This is a genomic window from Glycomyces sp. NPDC049804 (genome assembly GCF_040674615.1).
In the GTDB taxonomy this organism is placed as follows: domain Bacteria; phylum Actinomycetota; class Actinomycetes; order Mycobacteriales; family Micromonosporaceae; genus Glycomyces; species Glycomyces niveus.
In genome coordinates, this window is sequence record NZ_JBFAMQ010000011.1 from 1 (window position 1) to 13,862 (window position 13,862).

General features: G+C 70.1%; 10 protein-coding genes and 1 pseudogene. 4 read left to right on the top strand and 7 right to left on the bottom strand.

The window, feature by feature from the left end:
* Nucleotides 1-140: 140 nt before the first annotated feature.
* From AB0K52_RS17480 to AB0K52_RS17490, 3 genes are all read right to left on the bottom strand, one after another.
* Entirely contained in the window at nt 141-1,853 is a 1,713-nt protein-coding gene (locus AB0K52_RS17480) for an ABC transporter substrate-binding protein (RefSeq protein WP_363533019.1), read from the bottom strand.
* A gap of 508 nt (nt 1,854-2,361) precedes the next feature.
* Nucleotides 2,362-3,198: an ABC transporter permease gene (locus AB0K52_RS17485; protein WP_363533022.1), complete on the bottom strand. Its 837-nt coding sequence runs from the start codon at nt 3,196-3,198 to the stop codon at nt 2,362-2,364.
* Complete coding sequence (locus tag AB0K52_RS17490) at nt 3,195-4,139, bottom strand: ATP-binding cassette domain-containing protein (protein WP_363533025.1); 945 nt, start codon at nt 4,137-4,139, stop codon at nt 3,195-3,197. The genes AB0K52_RS17485 and AB0K52_RS17490 overlap by 4 nt, the downstream gene beginning before the upstream one ends.
* Before the next feature lie 86 nt (nt 4,140-4,225).
* On the opposite strand from AB0K52_RS17490, the gene AB0K52_RS17495 reads away from it, so the two are divergent.
* A complete protein-coding gene (locus tag AB0K52_RS17495) occupies nt 4,226-4,987 on the top strand; it encodes a TetR/AcrR family transcriptional regulator C-terminal domain-containing protein (RefSeq protein WP_363533028.1) in 762 nt (253 codons plus the stop codon).
* A gap of 43 nt (nt 4,988-5,030) precedes the next feature.
* Here AB0K52_RS17495 and AB0K52_RS17500 read toward each other — a convergent pair whose 3' ends face one another.
* Complete coding sequence (locus AB0K52_RS17500) at nt 5,031-6,185, bottom strand: DUF4253 domain-containing protein (protein WP_363533031.1); 1,155 nt, start codon at nt 6,183-6,185, stop codon at nt 5,031-5,033.
* Nucleotides 6,186-6,323: 138 nt separating this feature from the next.
* On the opposite strand from AB0K52_RS17500, the pseudogene AB0K52_RS17505 reads away from it, so the two are divergent.
* Both AB0K52_RS17505 and AB0K52_RS17510 read left to right on the top strand, forming a co-directional pair.
* Nucleotides 6,324-6,530 (top strand): annotated as a pseudogene (locus tag AB0K52_RS17505) (hypothetical protein); the annotation flags it as partial.
* A gap of 168 nt (nt 6,531-6,698) precedes the next feature.
* Complete coding sequence (locus tag AB0K52_RS17510) at nt 6,699-6,983, top strand: helix-turn-helix transcriptional regulator (RefSeq protein ID WP_363533466.1); 285 nt, start codon at nt 6,699-6,701, stop codon at nt 6,981-6,983.
* A gap of 122 nt (nt 6,984-7,105) precedes the next feature.
* Here the strand turns inward: AB0K52_RS17510 and AB0K52_RS17515 are convergent, their stop codons facing one another.
* From AB0K52_RS17515 to AB0K52_RS17525, 3 genes are all read right to left on the bottom strand, one after another.
* Entirely contained in the window at nt 7,106-7,867 is a 762-nt protein-coding gene (locus AB0K52_RS17515) for an SGNH/GDSL hydrolase family protein (RefSeq protein WP_363533034.1), read from the bottom strand.
* Between the two features lie 283 nt (nt 7,868-8,150).
* Nucleotides 8,151-10,079: a beta-galactosidase gene (locus tag AB0K52_RS17520; RefSeq protein ID WP_363533037.1), complete on the bottom strand. Its 1,929-nt coding sequence runs from the start codon at nt 10,077-10,079 to the stop codon at nt 8,151-8,153.
* Nucleotides 10,080-10,280: 201 nt separating this feature from the next.
* Complete coding sequence (locus AB0K52_RS17525; protein WP_363533040.1) at nt 10,281-11,111, bottom strand: diacylglycerol kinase family protein; 831 nt, start codon at nt 11,109-11,111, stop codon at nt 10,281-10,283.
* Between the two features lie 127 nt (nt 11,112-11,238).
* On the opposite strand from AB0K52_RS17525, the gene AB0K52_RS17530 reads away from it, so the two are divergent.
* Nucleotides 11,239-12,525: an adenylosuccinate synthase gene (locus tag AB0K52_RS17530; RefSeq protein WP_208497312.1), complete on the top strand. Its 1,287-nt coding sequence runs from the start codon at nt 11,239-11,241 to the stop codon at nt 12,523-12,525.
* Nucleotides 12,526-13,862 lie beyond the last annotated feature (1,337 nt).

A 13,862-nucleotide genomic window follows, 5' to 3' on the forward strand; every position in this document is an offset into this window, starting at 1 on the left:
CCAGCCCGCGGTTTTTACGGACGCCAGGCCGCCGCAAAATACAGACTCTTACTAGTACAATCGGGGGGGGGGGGGGGGGGGGGGGGGGGGGCGGCCCCCCCCCCCCCCCCGCGACCCGTGGTTCGTCGGCGCCGCTCGCGCTATTCGACCCTCCGGATCTCGGTGAGCATGCGGACCGCGCCGAGGCCCCACATCTCGTTCCAGAAGGAGGGGTAGATGCCGGGTTCGCCCTCGTTGCCGGTGGGCCAGCCGGTCCAGACGGCGTTGGAGGCCTGGGACCAGGCGCCGTTGTACCAGACCGGGATGGCGGGGAGGTCGCGCATGGCGATGCGCTGGAGCTCGGCGATGACCTCGGGGTAGTGCAGGTCGTCGGCGGCGAGAGTGGCGAGCTCCTGGGTGAGCTCCCAGGCGGTCTCGTCCTCCCAGCGGGAGAAGTTCGAGAGGCGCTGGGTGTCGCGGACCGGGAGCTCGAAGAGGTGCCGGAAGTGGCTCCACGGCGAGTTGGTGAGGCCGCTGCGGTTGTTGATCTGCAGGTCGAAGTCGCCGCTCTCGCGGGCGGCGTCGACCTCGGCGGCGTCGAGGAAGACCGCGGTGGTGTTGATGCCGACGTCGCTGAGGTCGCGGGCCATGGCGAGCGCGGCCGCCTCCCAGTCGGTCCAGCCGGCCGGGACGACGAGCTGCAGGTCGAACGCCTCGCCGTCGCGGTCCTCGACGAAGCCGTCGCCGTCCTCGTCCTGGTAACCGGCGGCGGTCAGGATCTCGACGGCGCTGGAGGGCTCGAACACGAAGCCGTGCTCGCTCACCGCCCCGGCGTCGTAGTAGCGCTCCCAGATCGGGAGAAGTCCGGTCGGGTGGGCCTCGCTCACCATGGCGGCGTAGACGGAGTCGACGATCTCGCCCGGGCTGATCGCGTAGGCCATGGCCCGGCGGAACTCGGGGTCGTCGAGCGGCTCGCGCGTCGTGTTGGGAATGAGCATGGCGGTGTTCACCGGCGCCATGAACGGCGGCTTGTCGTAGAAGGTGGTGATCTCCGGTTCGCCGGTGAGGAAGTCGGCGATGCCCGGCATGAAGTTGTTGGCGAGGTCGAGGCGGCCTTCGATGAGCATGTTGAGGATCTCGTCGTTGCCGAGGGTCACGAGGTCCACGATGTACTTCGGCTTCACCTCGAGGCCGAGCGCCTCGGTGGCCCACCAGGACTCTCGCTTGACCCACGCGACCTGCCTCTCGTCGAAGCCGTGCACCGAGTACGGGCCGGTGACGACGGGGTTCGCGTCGAGGGGGCCGCTCAGCAGCTCTTCGGCGGTGTACGCCTCGAAGACGTGCTTCGGCACGATCACGTGCGTGTACAGGAAGTTGTCCCATTCCTGCTGCCGCGCCTCGGAGAAGCGGAACTCGACGGTGCGCTCGTCGACGACCTCGGCCGCGTCCAGCCAGTCCCACACGTTCGCGTAGGGCACGCCCTCGATCTTCCCGAGTTCGAAGGTGAACGCCACGTCCTCGGCCGTGAACGGCTTGCCGTCGCTCCACTTCACGCCTTGGCGCAGGCGCACCTCGAATTCGCGCGCGCCGGTCCATTCCCCGGATTCGGCGAGCCAGGGGGCGAGCCGCTGCTCGACGGTGTCGAACACGAACAGGTGCTCGTAGCCGAGGCCGTTGAGGCCGGTGACCCCGCCGGCGGAGATCGGGTTGAAGTCGCCGGGCGGGCCCCAGGCGGTGCCGGTCGAGTAGAGGGTCTTGGCGCGGGGGAACTCGCCGTTCGCGTCGCCGTTCACCGGGTTCTCGTCGTCGGTGCAGGCGGCGGTGGCCAGTGCTGCCGTGGCGAAGAGCGCGGGCAGGTGTCGCCTCTTGGTCATGTTCAGACTGCTTTCGATTCGAGGGATGACGCGCCTCGTCGAATGCTGGAGCAGGGATCGAAGGCCGGGAGGGACGGCATTCGCGTCCAGTCAGCGACGCCAAGGAGGCGCGGTCATTCTGGCCGGTCCTGGGCAGTCGGGTTCCGACCACGGACCGTGAGGAGCCTTCCCAGCGAGAACGCTCCGGATGCCGGTGCGCGAGGACGCGAGTGCGTACGGGGTCGCCGCGCTGCAGTGCGCGGCCTCGCATGGAATCAAGCTATCGCAGCCGGCCGGGGTGCGCAGAACACCGATTTCCGGCATGAGCGCCCAAGGCGCCCTTGCAAAAGCCAGATAACGCGCACAGCGGTGGAATCGCTCCCTCTCATCCGCGAACTTCGATATGAAATTGAGACAGTGGACGGTTTTCGCGACGGTCGCGGTTCGCCGTGAATGTTAGGGAACGCCCTGGTATGCGAGTGGGGTCCGCGCCGTTCGGCGCGGACCCCTTTCCTGTTTCCCGCAGGATCTAGCGGCCGAGGTTCTTGAACTTGCGCACGGCCAGCGGCAGGAAGATCGCCGTGATGATCACCGGCCAGATGACGGCGGCGGCGATCGCGTGCTGCTCGGGCCAGGAGGTGCCGGCCGAACTCGGGTTCCCGAAGAGTTCGCGGATCGCGGTCGCGGTGGCGGACACGGGGTTCCATGCGGCGATCGCGCCGAGCCAGCCGGGCATGAGCTCGGGCGGGGTGAACACGGAGGAGACCATGCCGAACGGGAACGCGACGGCGAAGAGGTTTCCGGCCTGCTCGACGCTCTTGACGAGGAGCCCCATCCAGACGCCGACCCAGATGAGCGCGAAGCGGAGCCACAGCAGGAGGGCGAACGCGCCCAGCGTCTCGCCGAAGGTGCCGCCGGAGCGCCAGCCGATCGCGAGGGCGATGAGGACCAGGACGAACAGGTCGACCGCCGCGTGCATGGTGTCGGCGATGTTGCGGCCCACCACGACCGCGGAGGAGGCCATGGGCATGGAGCGGACCCGGTCGATGAACCCCTTCTGCTTGGCCTCGGCGACGGCCCAGGCGGTGTTGGTGAAGCCGAAGGCCATGGTCATGGCGAACATGCCGGGCATGGCGTAGGCGACGTAGTCGACGCCGGCGCCCTCGCCGGTGACGTCCATGGCGGAGCCGAAGACGTACACGAACAGCAGCACCATGACGATCGGGAACCCCAGGCCCCAGGCGAAGTTGGCGGGCTGGCGCACGAGATGGGTGAACTCCTGGCCGACGATGGCGCGGTAGTCGTGGAGCGTCCACTTGACGCGACCGGCGAGGGTCTCGTCGGGGAGCGGGGCGATCGTGGTCACTGGTCCTCCTTGGCGATGAGTTCGAGGAAGGCCTCGTCGAGGGTGGGGCGGCGCAGGCCGATGTCGGCGACGGTGAGGCGCTTGTCCTGCACCGCGGTCGCGGCGGCGGTGAGGGCCGCGACGGGTTCCTTGACGCGCGCGGAGACGCTGGAGGCGCCTTCGTCGACGGCGGTCTCGCCGTCGGCGACCACCGCGATGATCTCCCGCAGGACGGGGAGGTCGGACTGGTCGGCGGCGATGATCTCGAGCCGGTCGGCGCCCATGCGGCGCTTGAGTCCGGCGGGGGTGTCGTCGACGAGGTTGCGGCCGTGGTCGATCACGGCGATGCGGTCGCAGAGGCGGTCGGCCTCGTCGAGGTAGTGGGTGGTGAGCACGACGGTGGTGCCGTCGGCGGCGAGGCCTTCGACGGCGTCCCAGACCTCGCGGCGCCCCGCCGGGTCGAGTCCGGTGGTCGGTTCGTCGAGGAAGAGCACCTGCGGGGCGAGGATCATGCTGGCGGCGAGGTCGAGGCGGCGCTTCATGCCGCCGGAGAACCCTTTCGCCTGGCGGTTCGCGGCCTCGGCGAGGCCGAACTGGGCGAGGAGCTCGTCGGCGCGTTCGCCGGCGCGGGTCTTGTCGAGGCGGAACAGCTTGCCGAACAGGACGAGGTTCTGGCGGGCGGTGAGGAGTTCGTCGACGGCGGTCTGCTGGCCGGTGAGGCCGATGCGGCGGCGCACTTGGCGGGCGTCGCGGGCCACGTCGAACCCGGCCACGGCGGCGCGGCCGGAGTCGAAGCGCAGCAGCGTGGTGAGGATGCGGACGGTGGTCGTCTTGCCCGCGCCGTTGGGGCCGAGGAGCCCCAGGACGGTGCCGGCCTCGGCGGTGAGGTCGAAGCCGTCGAGCGCGGCGGTGTCCTTGAATCGTTTGCCGAGGTTGCTGGCCTCGACGGTGGTGGTTCCCATGGACGGTCGCCCTTCAATCGGGTACGTTGTACTCAGTAATAGCATACGATGTACTCGATTAGCAAGCGCGATACGATGAGGCCCCTATGGCGACACCACAGACGGGGGCGGGCGACCCCAAACGAAGCCTCGAGCTGCTCTGGCGCGAGTTCGGGCCGCGGCTCAGCAAGCCCGGGCCGAAACCGAAGCTCACCGTCGACCGGATCGTGGAGGCCGCCATCGCGGTGGCCGACCGGGAGGGCAGCTGCTTCGGGATGCGCAGCGTCTCGGCCGAGCTCGGGGTCGGCGCGATGACGATCTACCGGTACGTCCCGGGCAAGCGGGAGCTCATCGACCTCATGGTCGACCGGCTCTCGAAGATCGGCCCCGGTGCGCCCGACCTGGGTTCACTCGACTGGCGCGAGGGCCTCGAACTGGTCGCCGAGAGCACGTGGGAGGTGTACGTCGACCACCCGTGGCTGCTGGAGATCAACCAGAAGCGGCCCGTGCTCGGCCCGGACTCGCTCGACGGCTACGACTTCGTGCTCGCCGCGTTCGACGCGCACGACCTGCCCGACCGCGAGGTCAACCTCGCCACCACGGCCGTGATGAACATCGTCACCGGCACGGCCCGGCAGTACCTCATCCGCGACAGCGCCGACGAGCAGCCGGAGACCGCCGAAGAGGAGTGGTGGTCGGCGCAGGGCCCCTACCTCGAGCGCGCGGTCGCGTCCGGCCGGTACCGGCGCATCGCGCGCTTCACCGACCCTGAGGCCTGGAACATCACCGGCCACGACGCGATGCGCTACGCCGTCGACCGCTTCCTCGACGGCCTCGCCCCGCGGATGGAGGCCAGCCGCAGGGCCTGAGGTCGTCCCCAGTCCACCTGCCGTGCCACCTGTTCCGCTGGGACTACGTCCATCGGAAGTACCAGGCCTTGGACCTGATCATGTGCTCGGCGAGGTCTTCGAGGGTCGGGACGCCGGAGTCGAGGAGGTCCGGGCAGTAGGCGTAGACCTCGCTCGCGACCGCAAGGGCCTCTTCGGCATTGGGCGGGTGCGGGACGTACAGCTCGATCACGTCGTAGGTCATGGCGACCAGCTCGGCCTCGAAGCGGCGGTGCCAGCCGTGCAGGACCGCGGCGTGCTCGGCGCCGTAGAGCTCCCAGTTCGTGGAGCCCTTCCAGGGGAACATGGCCGGGATCTTCCAGCCCGCGTCGGTCTGGACGAGCCCGAGGAGGCCGTGCTGCTCGTGCGGCGTGGCGAAGTCGGTGTCGCCGCGGCGCGGCAGGATCGGGACGCCGCGCGCGGGCTCGCCGGCCTCGGCGGCCTTGTCGTGCAGGAGCTCGGCGGCGTCGATCTCGTCGGCGCGGGTGAGCTCGTCGTCGCCCTCGTGGATGATCGCCTCGCCGTTGTCGCGCCACTCCTCGGCCGCGCCGAGGAGGACGGGCATCCAGCCGGTCTGCTCGGCGGCCTGGCGGATGTCGAGCCACCAGCGCAGGGCCTCGGAGGACCGGACGGCGAAGGCCCACATGGCGGTGTCCCCGCGGCGCACGAGCTGGTGCATCTTCGGGACGGCGAGCCCGGCGGCGCGCAGTTCGGCGCGCGGCGACCCGGCGATGTCGAGCGACTCGTCGTCCTCGATGCGGGGCATCATCTCGTCGCGGCCGGTGGTCGGCGGGCGCGGCGGGACGGGCTTGTCCAATGTGAGCAGTTCGCGGCGGGGCCGCTCGGGCACGAAGATCGCCGCCTCTGGTTCGGGATCGAGGGCCGCGGTGGCCTCGTCGGCTGCGGACGCGGACTCCCCGGGCTCGAGATCCGGGACGGCCGTGAGCATCGGGCCCGCGGGCTCGGGCTCCGGCTCGGGTTCGGGCTCGAGCGCGGGCACGAGCCGCAGGCCGGTCACTGGCGCCTGGGTTGCGATGCTGTCCTCCTCGGCGGCGTCCGGCGAGGGGGCCGGGCTGCTCTCGGGGGCGGCATCGTCAAGGGCGCCAGAAGAGGCGGCCGGCTCGGGCGCGGCGGCCTCGGGCGCGGAGGCAGGTTCAGGTTGGGCGGCGGGATCTGGCACTGAATCAGGTGTGTCCCGGCGCCCCAACAGACGCTGGAGGAGTCCCACAGTTCTCCATGATGCCCTGTCGCGCCGACAGATGAAACCCCGCCCCGGCGTTCGCTTCCGAGTTATGCTTTCAATGGCATATACCGTCGAATGCATGGAGGAAGGATTCTCGATCGAGCTCGAGCCGGAGGTCCGCACCTGGCTGGAGGGCCTGCCGCGCCGCGAATACGACCGCGTCGAGTTCTACGGCGACCTGCCGGCCGAACAGGCGGACGCCCTGGGGGGCCCTATTCCCGCCATCTCGGAGGCAAGCTGCGCGAGCTGCGGTTCCACCTGCCGCACCGGCAGGTCCGGATCACGTACTGGCTCGCCCCGAACCGCCGAGTGGTGCTGCTGACGGTGTTTCCGAAGACGCGCCGCCCGCCAGCGGTTCGAGGTCGACCGGGCACGGAGGGCGCAGGTCGAGTGCGAGTCGCGGCATCCGCACGCGGCCGCCGTTTACGATCGAGACAAGGAGGAGATGTGATGCGCAGGTCCGGAGAGCACGCGGTGTGGCGCCGCAGCGGCTCCCACTCCGAGGAGTACGAGGCCGCGCGACGCGGGTTCCTGCTCGGGAAGATGGTCTACGAGCGGCGGCGCGAACTCGGCCTGAGCCAGGTCGAACTGGCCGCCAGGGCGGGCATGACCCAGCCGCAGCTGTCCCGGCTCGAAGGCGGTGGCGTCACGCCGACGATCCCACTGCTCGAGCGGTTGGCGGCGGCGCTCGAGGTCGACCTCGTCATCGACTTCCAGCCGCACGCGGCCGCCTGATTCGGCCGCGCCTGGAATCGCTATTTGCCGCGGCCCTTCTTGAAAAGGAGGCCGAAGAAGAAGGCGCAGGTCAGGATGATGACCAGGACGGCCAGGAGTTTGAAGAGCAGGGCCATGTGAGATCACTTCACCTTGGTCAGTTCGGGGCGTTTGGGATCGACGGTGTCGCCGCTGGACTTGCCGGTGAGCCGGCGCTTGACCCAGGGGGCGAGGTGCTTGCCGGCCCACTGGACGCCGTTCATCTCGCGCCGGGGGCGGGGCAGGTGCGGGAGGGGCTCGCTCCAGGCCGGGTCGGGCTCGACGCCGAGGGCCTCGCACACGTCGTAGGCGACGCGCTGGTGCCCGAAGGTGTTGAGGTGCAGGCGGTCCTCGGACCACAGGCGCGGGTCCTCGAAGGCCTTGTCGCTCCAGAGGTCGACGAGGATCGCGTTGTGGCGCTTGGCGACGCGCTTGTAGGCGTCGTTGGTGGCGACGAAGCGCTTGCGCAGGACCGCGATGCCGGGGATGTGCGGGGTGATGTCGGCGCAGGTGAAGAGGATGACCTCGGCGCCGGAGGCTTTGAGGAGGCGGACCACTTCGTGCGCGCGGGTGGAGAGCTGCACGGGGTTGAAGCCGGGGCGGAGGGCGTCGTTGCCGCCGGCGGCGAACGAGACGAGGTCGGGGCTCTGCTTGATCGCCGGGACGACCTGCTCGTCGACGATGCGGTCGAAGAGGCGCCCGCGTACGGCGAGGTTGGCGTAGGCGAAGGCCGGCCACTGCTCGGCGGCGCGGAGGGCGAACAGGTCGGCCCAGCCGCGGTAGCGGTCGCCGCCCGGATCGGGGTCACCGACGCCTTCGGTGAAACTGTCGCCGATGGCCACGAAACTCGAGTACTCCGCCGCCACTGCACCCCACCTCCGTCTGAGCCGTCCCCAACTGACACGCCCTCAGCCGCGGTGACGGCGCGGGCGCTGACCAGCATGCCTCACTCAGATAACGATCGGATTTCGATCAGGTGGCGAGCACGGCCACAGCCGTCCAGGAGGTGTATCGGGCTCCCGCGCACGCTGCGCGAACGCCCTTCGGCCGCAAGCGAGAGCGGCGGGAGGCCGCCGGCCCCGAGACTGGCCGACCGCTTCCCGCCGCCGTGTTCCGCCCGGACCCGCCGGGCGCGCTCATCGGTCGCGTCTACGCGTGCTCGCGGTGGACGACGACCTCGCCCGCGGGCACGTCGATGAGGACGTCGGCGGCCTTGACCGTCGCGTCGGCGTCCGTGTGGTTGATGCAGAACAGCCAGCTGCGCCCGTCCTCGTGCGCGCGCCGCACGACCTCGACGCCGACGGGGGCCTCAGCCACCGCCGCGACGCCCGCGTCCACCGCTGCGGCAGCGACGATGCGGTCGAGGGTGTCGGGGTCGGGGAAGGTCGTCAGGTAGTGGGCGGTGCCCGCGCCGAAGCGGTTGACCAGCCAGGCCGGGGTCCCGTCGGCGTACGTGTCGCGGACCTCCGCGCCTCCCACTGCCTCGGCTGCTTCGCTCCAGATCGTCCCGAAACCGCCTGAGGCGAGTTCGACCCTGCCGCCGATGAGCGGGTGGAACTCCTCGCTGCGCACGCCCACGACGTCGCGGAACGCGCCCGGGTAGCCGCCCAGGTAGACCGTGTCGGTCTCGTCGGCGATCCCGGAGTACGGGGTCACGAGCACCGTGCCGCCGCCGTTCACGAACTGGCGCAGGTTCTCCGCGCCCTTGCGCGAGAGCAGGTAGACCGCGGGGACGACGACGAACCTGTACTTGGAGAGGTCGCCTTCGGGCTCGGCCACGTCGGCGGTGATGCCGGCGCGCCACAGCGCCGCGTAGTAGGCGTCGAAGATGCCCTGAGCGGTGAACTCGTTCGTCGGGCGGGCCTCGTGCTCCTGCGCCCACGCGTTCGGGAAGTCCCACAGGATCGCGGTCTCGGCCTGCACCCGGGAGCCCTCGACCTCGGCCAGGCTCTTCAGGGTCGCGCCGAGTTCGCACACCTCGCGCCAGATCTTGGAGTCGGTGCCCGCGTGCGGGACCATGCCCGAGTGCCACTTCTCGGCGCCCTGCTTCGAGGCGCGCCACTGGAAGAACATGATGGCGTCCGCGCCGCGCGCGAAGTGGGCGAGCGAGTTGCGCAGCATCTCGCGCGGGGCCTTGGCGCGGTTGCGGCCCTGCCAGTTGACGGCGGAGGTGGAGTGCTCCATGAGGATCCACGGCTTGCCGGCGCCGAGCGACCGCGCGTAGTCGGCCGCGAAGCCGAGGTTGACGTGCGCCTGCGGGTCCTCACCGGCCAGGTAGTGGTCGGTGGAGACGATGTCGACGGCGCCGCTGAACTCCCACAGGTCGACCTCGGGGTGCGAGCCGGTCATGAAGTTCGTGGTCATCGGCTTGTCGGAGTACTTGCGGATGACCGCGGCCTCGGCCCGGTAGTTCTGCACCAGCTGCCAGGACGAGAACCGCTTCCAGTCGAGGACCTGGCCCGGGTTGGGGATCGTCGGGGTGGGGAGCGGCGCGTACACCTGGTCCCAGGACGAGTAGGCCTGGGACCAGAACGCGGTGCCCCACGCGGCGTTGAGGCCGTCGAGGTCGCCGTAGCGGGCGCGCAGCCAGGTGCGGAACTTCGCCGTGGCGGCCTTCGTGTAGGAGCGGGTGTTGTGGCAGCCGTACTCGTTGTGGAGGTGCCACAGGCCGACCGCGGGGTGGTCGGCGTACCGCTCGGCGATCTTCTCGGCGATCTGGAGGGCCTTGGCGAGGTACACGTCGGAGGACGGGTCGAAGCCCTGGCGGGAGCCGTGCGTGAGCTGGCGGCCGTCGGCGTCGACCATGACCGCTTCGGGGTAGGTCGCGGCGAACCACGGCGGCGGGGACGCGGTCGGGGTGGCCAGGCAGGCCTCGATGCCGTTGGCGGCGAGGAGGTCCAGGACCTCGTCGAACCAGGCGAACTCGTAGCGGCCTTCCTCGGGCTCGAAGAGTGCCCAGGAGAAGATGCCGACGCTGACGCGGTTCACGCCCGCCTCGCGCATCAGGCGCATGTCCTCGGCCCAGGTCTCGCGGGGCCACTGCTCGGGGTTGTAGTCACCGCCATAGACGATCGCCATGCGGGGTGCTCCTTCGCTGGGGGAGGGTTTGGGTGCGCCCTCCAGGCTACGGGAACCCGCAGACGGCATCAACCCTATTGACCAGCTTTTTCGCCCCATCTTAAAAAGTTTTCCGGACGGGTGGCGAAGGTCTCGAAACGTTTCAATCGCGGCGGCCTGACCAGGCGAAACCGGGTCGGATGCCGTGCTCTCCCAGGGCGCCTACGCGCCCTCGTACCAGGCGGCGGCGCCCGGTTCGATCCACCAGGTGCGCTTGCGGCCGAGCTCGCTCACGAGCCCGTCCTGGATGAAGGTGACCGTGTCCTCCGGGTGCACCGCGACGGCCCGACCCCGCGCGCGCCGCACCTCGATGCGCAGGCGCTTTCGCAAGCGGCCCACCGTGACCGGCACCGCGACCGCCACGTCGATCTTCCCGTCGGCCGGGTCGGGCTCGGCCAGGACCATGTCGTCGGCCGCCGCGTACCCGTCGGCGTTCGCGACCACGCACGCCAGGATCTGCTCGCTGCCGTCGGCGAGCACCACGTCGTCGAGGTTCACGACCCCGCGCCAGGGCCGGTCCCCGCCGCCGAGCCGCACGCCGTCGACGGCGACGCCGCCGCCGTCGTGACGAAGCAGATCAGTGCGCTTCACCACTCCCTCGGCGACCGCCGCGGCGACCTCGGCCGGCTTCTCGGGCAGGCCCAGCCGCGCGACGATCCCCGGCGCCGTCCCCAGCGGCAGGATCGCGACCGCGGGCAGATCGGGGATCGTGCGCCCCTCCGGCAGGCCCTCGGGCCGCTTGCTCGGGGCCGGGATCGCCCGGCGCACGATGCGCGCCATGACGGCGTTGACCTGCTCGTCCGTGTCCGCGGCGAGCACGATCCGCTCGTCCGGGTTGCGCAACGCCTCGTCGACTTCCTCGGGTGTGGAGGCCTCGGCGGTGCGCACGACCGCGCCCCGCGCCTTGAGTTCGTCCACCAGGTGCAGCGCCTGAGTGCGCGGCCCGGGGTTGGCGCAGTTGGCTTCCACGAGTGTCAGTACGACGACGTTCACAGGAGCCCACACTACGGTGTGATGAGGGTCCGACTCATAGCGCTCGGGCCTGGTGAGACACGAGGTCACCGCATGCCAGTAGGCTTACCAGGTAATCGGGTGATCAACTTCCCGGGAGGATGGGCAGATGCCAGCGATCGCGGTCGTCGGAACGCAGTGGGGCGACGAGGGCAAGGGCAAGGTCACCGACCTGCTCGGCGCCGAGATGGACTACGTCGTGCGCTACCAGGGCGGCAACAACGCCGGGCACACGGTCGTCGTCCCTGACGGCACCAAGTACGCCATCCACCTGGTGCCCGTGGGCATCCTGACGCCGGGCGTCATCCCGGTGATCGGCAACGGCGTCGTCGTCGACCCGAAGTTCCTCATCTCCGAGCTCGACGAGCTCACCGCGGGCGGCGTGGACGTCTCGAACCTGAAGCTCTCCGCCGACGCGCACCTCATCATGCCCCACCACCGGGCCCTCGACCGCGTGGTCGAGCGCTACCTCGGCGGCGCCCGCATCGGCACGACCGGCCGCGGCATCGGCCCGGCGTACGCCGACAAGGTGGCGCGCCAGGGCATCCGCGTCCAGGACCTCCTGGACCCCAAGATCCTCTCCATCAAGCTCGAGCAGATCCTCCGCGAGAAGAACCAGATCCTCGTGAAGGTCTACAACCGCAAGGCGATCGACCCGCAGGCCGTGGTCGAGGAGTACCTGCAGTACGCGGAGCGCCTGAAGCCGTACATCGCCGACACCCGCCTGATCCTGAACAAGGCGCTCGACGAGGGCAAGAACGTGCTCCTCGAGGGCGCGCAGGCGACCATGCTCGACGTGGACCACGGCACCTACCCGTTCGTGACCTCGTCGAACCCGACCACGGGCGGCGCGGCGGTGGGCACCGGCATCGCGCCGCAGAAGATCACGACCGCGATCGGCATCATCAAGGCGTACACGACCCGCGTGGGCTCGGGCCCGTTCCCGTCGGAGCTGTTCGACGAGTTCGGCGAGTTCCTGCTCAAGAAGGGCGGCGAGTACGGCGTGACCACCGGCCGGCGCCGCCGCTGCGGCTGGTTCGACGCGGTCCTGGGCCGGTACGCGGTGCGCGTCAACGGGGTCACCGACCTGTTCGTGACGAAGCTCGACGTGCTCTCTGAACTCGAGCGGGTCCCGATCTGCGTGGCGTACGAGGTCGACGGCGAGCGCGTCGACGAGATGCCGATGACGCAGACCGATGTGCACCACGCGAAGCCGATCTACGAGTACCACGAGGGCTGGTTCGAGGACATCTCCCACTGCCGCAAGTTCGACGAGCTGCCCGCGGCGGCCCAGTCGTACATCGAGCGGCTCGAGGAGCTGTGCGGCGCCCGCGTGAGCGTCGTCGGCGTCGGGCCGGGCCGCGAGGAGAACATCATCCGCCACCCGATGATCTAGGGGCGCAAGCGAAAAGGGCGTCGGCCTCCGGCCGGCGCCCTTCACTGTGCCCGGGGGCTGGGGCGTGTCCGGTGATTGCCTGTGGCGAGCGCGCATCCAGTCCAAGATCGGTGGCGTGCCCGGGCCGATTCTCGCTTGGGCTGCAACCGGTCAACGATGGAAGGGCAGATCACTCCCGGGGATGCGAGGCCGGGGCCGGGCCGGGGCCGGGCCGAGGCCGGGGCCGGCGCTTGGTTGCGCTGCAACCGGTCAGTGACGGAAGGACCGGAGCGTTCCCCCAAGGTCGCGGGCCGATGACTGGTCCGTTTTTCTTGGGCCACAACCGGTCAGCGACGGATTGGCGTGGGCGGGTTCGCGGCGTGTGCTGCCCGGGGCCGGGTCGGCTCCGGGCGGCGAGGATCCCGGGCCGAGCGGTCCGGAGCGCCGTCAGTACTCGCAGGCGATGCGCCGGTATGGCCGTGGCCGGGTAGCCGGGGGCATCGAACCGGGAGCGTCGCGCCACCGCAGCCGCCGCAGTCGCGATCGGGCCGCGTGCGCGCATCGTGTGCTGAGCGCGTGCGCATGGCAGGGCCGGGCTCGGGTTCTTCATGGTCTGGTCACCTCCTTCCTCGCTTCTCGCTCCAGCATCCGCCAGAGGCCCTCGCGCCTTCGCCAGCTCGACACCGCCCGCCAGGGCCTCGCGCCTTCAAGCGTTCGCCATCGATCCAGGGTGCTTGTGCCCTGCGGTGCTCAACCGGCTTAGCGGGTGTTGCTGCCGCAGCCCGCCAAGAGCTCCTCCCCGTGTCTCTCGGGCACCCCGAAAGCGGGGCTGGCGGTTCATGGAAATGGCGGCCGGTATGCACGCGGTTGCCGCCCGCGCTTGGGCGGTCTTTGCCGCTGCGTTCCCTGACGCTGCCTGGTGATGTCCGGACTCCCGCTATGGTCGGCGTTGCATCCATCTGGACATGCTGTGCCTCGTTCAGGACACTTGCGGTCCAGTCGAGGTGATCCCGACCGGTCCGTCTCCCACCCAATGACCCCCGAGGGGGTCGGTTCGCTGCGGGAACTGATAGCACCAAGGGGCGAGACCACCGACCCCGTGAACGGGGCGGTGTGCTCGGAACCGTCTGGTCAGCCGGTCGGCCATAGGCTTGTCGTAGTCTGCTTGCACCTACTGGACTCCTGTACGGATTCCCAACCCTTGTGCGTACCTCAATGATCCCTCATCCCAACCGAGACCGCATCACCCGCAGGTGTGGAAACCACTCACATTCCCCGGCCGCCCCCCAAACCGGCTGCGCCCCAACGCCGCCGCGCCACCGGGTCCGGGCGGACCTGGCGGCGCGGCGTCGGCGGGT

Bases quoted from the DNA above. Each gene is read 5' to 3' on its own strand.
- AB0K52_RS17520 (WP_363533037.1), bottom strand. From the start codon at position 10,079: ATGGCGATCGTCTATGGCGGTGACTACAACCCCGAGCAGTGGCCCCGC.
- AB0K52_RS17490 (WP_363533025.1), bottom strand. From the start codon at position 4,139: ATGGGAACCACCACCGTCGAGGCCAGCAACCTCGGCAAACGATTCAAG.
- AB0K52_RS17495 (WP_363533028.1), top strand. From the start codon at position 4,226: ATGGCGACACCACAGACGGGGGCGGGCGACCCCAAACGAAGCCTCGAG.
- AB0K52_RS17530 (WP_208497312.1), top strand. From the start codon at position 11,239: ATGCCAGCGATCGCGGTCGTCGGAACGCAGTGGGGCGACGAGGGCAAG.
- AB0K52_RS17480 (WP_363533019.1), bottom strand. From the start codon at position 1,853: ATGACCAAGAGGCGACACCTGCCCGCGCTCTTCGCCACGGCAGCACTG.
- AB0K52_RS17510 (WP_363533466.1), top strand. From the start codon at position 6,699: ATGCGCAGGTCCGGAGAGCACGCGGTGTGGCGCCGCAGCGGCTCCCAC.